This is a genomic window from Pseudomonas sp. D4002, from assembly GCF_013385665.1.
GTDB lineage: Bacteria > Pseudomonadota > Gammaproteobacteria > Pseudomonadales > Pseudomonadaceae > Aquipseudomonas.
Genome location: NZ_JACAPN010000004.1, coordinates 24,154 through 31,488, shown reverse-complemented (window position 1 = coordinate 31,488; position 7,335 = coordinate 24,154). Strand labels below are relative to the sequence as shown.

Here is a 7,335-nt window from a genome sequence, read left to right as displayed (position 1 = left end):
TTCAAAAGTGAGCCGCTGTAAAAGCGGAACCAATAGCGGCCATAACCGCAGCAACGGATATGCCCCCAACCTGAAAACCTACTTCTTTTTCTTCGGAACCCGCACCAACTGCGTGTCGGAGTAGATGTCATGCCAGCCACGTTTCTGCTTGTCGAACAACGACCAGATAAACCCAAGCCCCAGGCACAACCACGAAGCAATCGACACCACAAACCGCAACAACGCCTGCCACAGACTAATCCGCGACCCATCAGCGTTCTGCACCCGCACCCCCCAAACCTGCATCCCCAGGGTCTGCCCCGAGTGCGTCCAGAACTTGGCAAAAAACCCAAACAACACAAAAAACAAAATCGTCGACAACAGCGGATCACCATCCAGCGCGCCGGATTCGGAAAGCGCTCGCAACTTGGCCTCACCGACAAACCCCATCCACACCAGCTTGTAGATGAAGGCCGTGACGATCAGCAGGGCGGTGCACAACAGGAAGTCATAGAACATCGCTGCCAGACGACGGCCCAGGCCTACGGCGGGAAACTCGCCTTGGGGGCTCAGCAGGTGTTTCGACATGGCATGGCTCTCGGCAGGAAAAAAGCCATTTTACGGAAGAACGCCCATAAAAAAGCCCCTGATGTCATATCAGGGGCTTTTTGTCGCAGCAAGGATCAGCCTTCTGCTTGTACTTCGTCGGCTTGCATGCCTTTCTGGCCTTGCACCGCGATGAAGGTCACTTTCTGGCCTTCTTTCAGGCTTTTGAAGCCGTTGCCCTGAATAGCGCGGAAGTGGACGAACAGATCCGGACCGCTTTCTGGAGTGATAAAACCAAACCCTTTTTCGTCGTTAAACCACTTGACGGTACCGCTCTGACGATCAGCCATTTTCTTATTTCCTTGACGCAAAAAAATTAATGACAGCCCCTTTCACATGAAAGAGTACTGGGCTGGGTTGCAGGAAAGTAAGAGACGTCGAACGGGTTGTAGCAAACTTTGGCTACTGCCCAGGTCCAGGTTCAAAGCGACCCATGCAAACACAGTGGGCAAACTCTACGCCAACTAATACAGAAAAAACAAGCCCCGGCAAAACCCCAGGTTTTGCTCGGCCTCGTTACACTTCTGTCCACAATGTGGAACGCGTTTATTCGATAGAATTCGTCACTTGTTATAGGTGACTGAACATAACATTGACTATCGTCAATGCACTTTAATGTGGCGGTTGCGTTACAGATTAGTGCACGTTAACGCAACCGCGTTACTTATAGGAACAGTCAATCAACCACGGTAGTAACGTTGTGGTACGAATGGCATTTTACTTACACGTAGTGGCACCTTTTTCCCACGTACCAACGCAGATACTTCGGTATCCAGTGCGATGAAAGCGCTGTCCAGATAACCCATGGCCAGCGGGCCGCCCAGGCTCGGGCCAAAACCGCCGCTGCAGACGCTGCCGATCACGGTGCCGTGTTCGTCGACGATTTCTGCGCCTTCACGGACCGGCGTGCGTTCCTGTGGCAACAGGCCTACGCGTTTGCGGCTGACGCCGGTTTGTTGCTGGGTGAAGATCGCATCGGCGCCCGGGAAGCCACCGGCGCGTGCGCCATCAGCACGACGGGCCTTGGAAATTGCCCACAACAGGCTGGCTTCAATCGGCGTGGTCTCGGTGTTCATGTCATGGCCATAAAGGCACAGGCCGGCTTCCAGGCGCAGGGAGTCGCGGGCGCCCAGGCCGATGGCCTGTACTTCGGTTTCGGCCAGCAGGCTGCGGGCCAGGGCCTCGGCGTTCGCGGCCGGTACCGAGATTTCGAAGCCGTCTTCGCCGGTGTAGCCCGAGCGGCTGACGTAGCAGTCCACGCCCAGCAGGCGGGTCGGTGCGAATTGCATGAAGGTCATGTGCTTGACGTCCGGCGCCAGGCGCGCCAGCACGCTGACGGCAGCCGGGCCTTGCAGGGCCAGCAGGGCGCGTTCCTCGAACAGTGGCTCGATGGTGCATTGGTCACCGATGTGCTGGCGCAGGTGGGCCAGGTCCTGGTCCTTGCAGGCGGCGTTGACCACCAGGAACAGTTCGTCGTTACCCAGGTTGGCGACCATCAGGTCATCCAGGATGCCGCCTTGCTCGTTGGTGAACATCGCATAACGCTGCATGCCCACCGGCAGGTCGATGATGTCCACCGGCACCAGGGTTTCCAGGGCCTTGGCGGCACCGGCGCCGGTCAGGCGGATCTGGCCCATGTGCGACACATCGAACAACCCGGCTTGTTCACGGGTGTGCAGGTGTTCTTTCATCACGCCCAGCGGGTATTGCACCGGCATGTCGTAGCCGGCGAAGGGCACCATGCGCGCGCCCAGTTCGATGTGCAGGGCGTGCAACGGGGTTTTCAACAGGGTTTCGGTGGACATATTCAGCTCCTGAAAAACGTGCGGACGCGCTTATAGGCGTCAGCACTCGATAATGTTGACCGCCAAACCGCCACGGGCGGTTTCCTTGTATTTGCTTTTCATGTCGGCGCCGGTCTGGCGCATGGTGCGGATGACCTTGTCGAGGGACACGAAGTGTTGCCCGTCGCCGCGCAGGGCCATGCGCACCGCATTGATGGCCTTGACCGAACCCATTGCGTTGCGCTCGATGCAGGGCACCTGCACCAAGCCGCCGATGGGGTCGCAGGTCAGGCCGAGGTTGTGTTCCATGCCGATCTCGGCGGCGTTTTCTACCTGGGAAACCGTACCGCCCAACACTTCGCAAAGGGCGCCGGCAGCCATGGAACAGGCCACGCCGACTTCCCCCTGGCAGCCGACTTCGGCGCCGGAGATCGAGGCGTTTTCCTTGTACAGAATGCCGATGGCTGCGGCGGTGAGCAGGAAGCGCACCACTCCGTCTTCGCTGGCCCCCGGGATAAAGCGCATGTAGTAGTGCAACACCGCCGGCACAATCCCGGCCGCACCGTTGGTGGGCGCCGTCACCACGCGCCCGCCATTGGCGTTTTCTTCGTTGACCGCCAGGGCGTAGAGGTTGACCCAGTCCAGCACCGACAACGGGTCGCGCAGCGCCGATTCCGGGTGCTTGCACAGTTGGCGATGCAACGCGGCGGCGCGGCGCTTGACCTTCAGCCCTCCCGGCAAAATTCCTTCGTTGCGACAGCCCGCGTCCACGCAGTCCTGCATCACCTGCCAGATCTTCAGCAGGCCGGCGCGGGTTTCCGCTTCCGGGCGCCAGGCGCTTTCATTGGTCAGCATCACCTGGCTGATGGACAGCCCATAGGTGGCGCAATGGCCGAGCAAGTCCTTGGCACTTTTGAACGGGAACGTCAGGGGCGTGGCGTCTTCGACAATCCGGTCGTGGCCGGCGGCGTCTTCATCCACCACAAACCCGCCGCCCACCGAGTAGTACTCGCGGCTGCGAATCTGCAAGCCGGCGGCGTCGAAGGCGCGGAAGATCATGCCGTTGGGATGATAGGGCAGGGGTTTGCGAATCATCGCCAGGTGTTCTTTCTCGTTGAACGCAATGCTGTGTTCGCCGAGCAGGTTCAAGCGTGCGTTGCCGCGAATTTCCAACAGGCGGGCGGCAACGGTTTCAGTGTTCACGGTGTCCGGGTGTTCGCCCTCCAGGCCCAACAATACGGCCTTGTCACTGCCGTGGCCTTTGCCGGTGGCGCCGAGTGAGCCGTAGAGCTCCACCTTGACGCAGGTGGTGGCGCCCAGCAGGTTGTCGCGCTTCAGTCCCTCGACGAATCGAGCGGCAGCGCGCATCGGGCCGACGGTGTGAGAGCTGGAGGGGCCGATGCCAATCTTGAACAGGTCGAACACGCTTAAAGACATGGTTGTTCTCCGGTTTCTTATTATTGATCGGATGTACGCGGTCCAATGTGGGAGCGGGCTTGCTCGCGAAAGCGGCGGGTCAGTCACCAGATGTATCAACTGACACTCCGCATTCGCGAGCAAGCCCGCTCCCACATCAGGTTACGCGTAGCTCTCGATCGACGGGCACGCGCACACCAGGTTGCGATCGCCAAACACGTTGTCGACCCGGCCAACCGGCGGCCAGTACTTGGCTTCGATCAACGACGCCACCGGGTACACCGCTTGTTCACGGCTGTATGGGTGGCTCCATTCGCCAACCAGTTCCGCGGCAGTGTGTGGCGCGTTTTTCAGCGGGTTGTCGTCTTTGTCCAGCGAGCCATTTTCCACCGCGCGGATTTCTTCGCGGATGGCGATCATCGCGTCGCAGAAGCGGTCCAGTTCTTCCCGGGATTCGCTTTCGGTCGGCTCGATCATCAGGGTGCCGGCCACCGGGAACGACATGGTCGGCGCATGGAAACCAAAGTCGATCAGACGCTTGGCCACGTCATCCACGCTGATGCCGCTGCTGTCTTTCAACGGGCGCAGGTCGAGGATGCATTCGTGGGCCACCAGGCCATTGCTGCCGGTGTACAGCACCGGGTAGTGCTCTTCCAGGCGGCGGGAAATGTAGTTGGCATTCAAAATCGCCAACTGCGAAGCGCGCTTGAGGCCTGCGCCGCCCATCATGCTGATGTACATCCAGGTGATCGGCAGGATGCTCGCGCTGCCGAACGGTGCGGCGCAGACCGCGCCTTCCTTGCGTTCCATCGCGGCATGGCCGGGCAGGAACGGCGTCAGGTGGGATTTGACGCCAATCGGGCCGACGCCCGGGCCGCCACCGCCGTGGGGAATGCAGAAGGTCTTGTGCAGGTTCAAGTGGGACACATCGCCGCCGAACTTGCCCGGGGCGCAGAGGCCGACCATCGCGTTCATGTTGGCGCCGTCGATGTACACCTGGCCGCCGTTGTCGTGAATGATCCCGCAGATTTCGCGGATGCCTTCTTCGAACACGCCGTGGGTGGACGGGTAGGTGATCATCAGCGCAGCGAGGTGCTCGCGGTGCTCGATAGCCTTGGCACGCAGGTCTTCGATGTCGACGTTACCGCGTGCATCGCAGGCGGTGACCACGACGCGCATGCCGGCCATGTTGGCGGTGGCCGGGTTGGTGCCGTGGGCCGACGACGGGATCAGGCAGATATCGCGGCGTTCTTCGCCACGGCTCTGGTGATAGGCACGGATGGCCAGCAGGCCGGCGTATTCGCCCTGGGAACCGGCGTTCGGTTGCAGGGAAATCGCGTCGTAACCGGTGGCCGCGCAGAGCATGGCTTCCAGTTCGGTCGTCAGTTGCTGGTAGCCGGCGCTTTGCGAGGCCGGGGCGAACGGGTGCAGGGCACCGAACTCGGCCCAGGTCACCGGGATCATTTCGCTGGCGGCGTTGAGCTTCATGGTGCACGAGCCCAGCGGGATCATGGTGCGATCCAGGGCCAGGTCCTTGTCGGCCAGTTTGCGCAGGTAGCGCATCAGCTCGGTTTCGGAGTGGTAACGGTTGAACACCGGGTGGCTGAGAATTGGCGACTGGCGCAGCAGCGCGGCCGGCAGGGTGCTTTCAACGCTGGCAGCCAATGCGGCGAAGTCCGGCAGGGCTTTACCGCCGGCGAACACGCTCCACAGGGTTTCGATGTCGGCTTGGGAGGTGGTTTCGTCCACCGACAGGCCAACGCGTTCGCCGTCGACCACACGCAGGTTGATGCGCTGGGCGCGAGCCTTGTCGTGCAGGGCAGCAGTTTGCGCGCCGGTCTTGATGGTCAGGGTGTCGAAGAAGTGGGCTTGTTCAACTGCCAGGCCCAATGCGCCCAAGCCTTTGGCGAAGATCGCGGTCAGGTGGTGAATGCGGTTGGCAATCTGGGTCAGGCCTTTCGGGCCGTGGTACACGGCGTACATGCTGGCAATGTTGGCCAACAGCACTTGGGCGGTGCAGATGTTGCTGGTGGCCTTCTCGCGGCGGATATGTTGCTCGCGGGTCTGCATGGCCAGGCGCAAGGCCGGCTTGCCGAAACGGTCCACGGAGACGCCTACCAGACGGCCCGGCATGTCGCGCTTGAACGCATCCTTGGTGGAGAAGTACGCCGCATGCGGGCCACCGAAGCCCAGCGGCACGCCGAAGCGTTGCGCGCTGCCGATGGCCACGTCGGCGCCGAACTCACCCGGCGGGGTCAGCAGGGTCAGGGCCAGCAGGTCGGCGGCCACGGCCACCAGTGCGTTGGCGGCGTGGAAGCGCTCAGTCAGCTCGCGGTAGTCGAACACGTCACCGTTGCTCGCCGGGTATTGCAGCAGGGCGCCGAAGAAGGCGCTGACGTCGGTCAGTTCACGCTCGTCGCCCACCACCACGTCGATGCCCAGCGGCTCGGCACGGGTGCGCAATACGTCGAGGGTTTGCGGGTGGCTGTGCACGGAGGCGAAGAACGCGTTGCTGCCTTTGTTCTTGCTCAGGCGTTTGCAGAAGGTCATGGCTTCGGCAGCGGCGGTGGCTTCGTCCAACAGCGAGGCGTTGGCGATCGGCAGGCCGGTGAGGTCGCTGATCAGCGTCTGGAAGTTCAGCAGCGACTCCAGGCGGCCCTGGGAAATCTCCGGCTGATACGGCGTGTAGGCGGTGTACCAGGCCGGGTTTTCCAGCAGGTTGCGCAGGATCGGCGACGGTGTGTGGCAGTTGTAGTAGCCCTGGCCGATGTAGGTCTTGAACAGCTCGTTCTTGGCGGCAATCGCCTTGATCGAAGTCAGTGCGTCGGCTTCGCTCAGGCCGTCGCTCAGGCCCAGCACAGCGGTGCCCTTGATGCTTTCCGGGATCACGCTGGCGCTCAAGGCTTCCAGGGAATCAAAGCCCAGGGTGGCGAGCATGTGTTGCTCGTCGTCCTGGCGCGGGCCGATGTGGCGGGCGATGAATTCGTTGGCGGTGGTCAGATTAGTCATGGCGCGCTCCTCAGGCTTCAGCGTTGGCTTTGATCAGGCGGTCATACGCATCCTGATCCAACAGCTTAGCTACTGCGTCGGCATCAGCCGGTTTAAAGCGGAAGAACCAGCCTTCGCCCATCGGGTCTTCGTTGACCAGCTCGGGGCTGCCGTCCAGCTTGTCGTTTACTTCGAGGACTTCGCCGTCCAATGGCATGTATACGCCGCTGGCGGCCTTGACCGATTCAACGGTGGAGGCTTCTGCCCCTTTGTCGTAGGACTGCAGCTCAGGCAGTTGCACGAAAACCACATCACCCAGCGCGTTCTGCGCAAAAGCGGTAATGCCCACGGTCACGCTGCCGTCGGCTTCGGCGCGCAGCCATTCGTGATCTTCAGTAAAGCGCAACTCGCTCATGGAAACTCCTCAGGGCCAGATTCGTCTGGTGGACGGGATTGAAATAATGGGGAGTTGCTTAGCAAAATTGCGGCCAATGTTTTTTTATCGTTATAAAACAATTGGTTACTGATTATGGCAGGTGATGTTCGGAAGGTGACTGTAGCG

General features: G+C 61.0%; 6 protein-coding genes. All 6 read right to left on the bottom strand.

Translation table 11 applies throughout. The features are described from left to right. Window positions 1-78: 78 nt before the first annotated feature. The 6 genes from HX824_RS02125 to gcvH all read right to left on the bottom strand — a co-directional run bounded on the left by HX824_RS02125 (window position 79) and on the right by gcvH (window position 7,188). Entirely contained in the window at window positions 79-567 is a 489-nt protein-coding gene (locus tag HX824_RS02125; protein ID WP_017475695.1) for an RDD family protein, read from the bottom strand. Window positions 568-662: 95 nt separating this feature from the next. Further along, entirely contained in the window at window positions 663-875 is a 213-nt protein-coding gene (locus tag HX824_RS02120; protein ID WP_003220045.1) for a cold-shock protein, read from the bottom strand. Between the two features lie 390 nt (window positions 876-1,265). Beyond that, complete coding sequence (gene gcvT / locus HX824_RS02115) at window positions 1,266-2,390, bottom strand: glycine cleavage system aminomethyltransferase GcvT (RefSeq protein ID WP_177054078.1); 1,125 nt, start codon at window positions 2,388-2,390, stop codon at window positions 1,266-1,268. Between the two features lie 39 nt (window positions 2,391-2,429). After that, window positions 2,430-3,806: an L-serine ammonia-lyase gene (locus HX824_RS02110; protein WP_003220047.1), complete on the bottom strand. Its 1,377-nt coding sequence runs from the start codon at window positions 3,804-3,806 to the stop codon at window positions 2,430-2,432. A 141-nt stretch (window positions 3,807-3,947) separates the two neighbouring features. After that, a complete protein-coding gene (gene gcvP / locus HX824_RS02105; RefSeq protein WP_177054077.1) occupies window positions 3,948-6,794 on the bottom strand; it encodes an aminomethyl-transferring glycine dehydrogenase in 2,847 nt (948 codons plus the stop codon). Window positions 6,795-6,804: 10 nt separating this feature from the next. Continuing rightward, on the bottom strand, window positions 6,805-7,188 hold the full coding sequence (gene gcvH / locus HX824_RS02100; RefSeq protein WP_003220049.1) for a glycine cleavage system protein GcvH: 384 nt from the start codon (window positions 7,186-7,188) through the stop codon (window positions 6,805-6,807). Window positions 7,189-7,335: the final 147 nt, after the last annotated feature.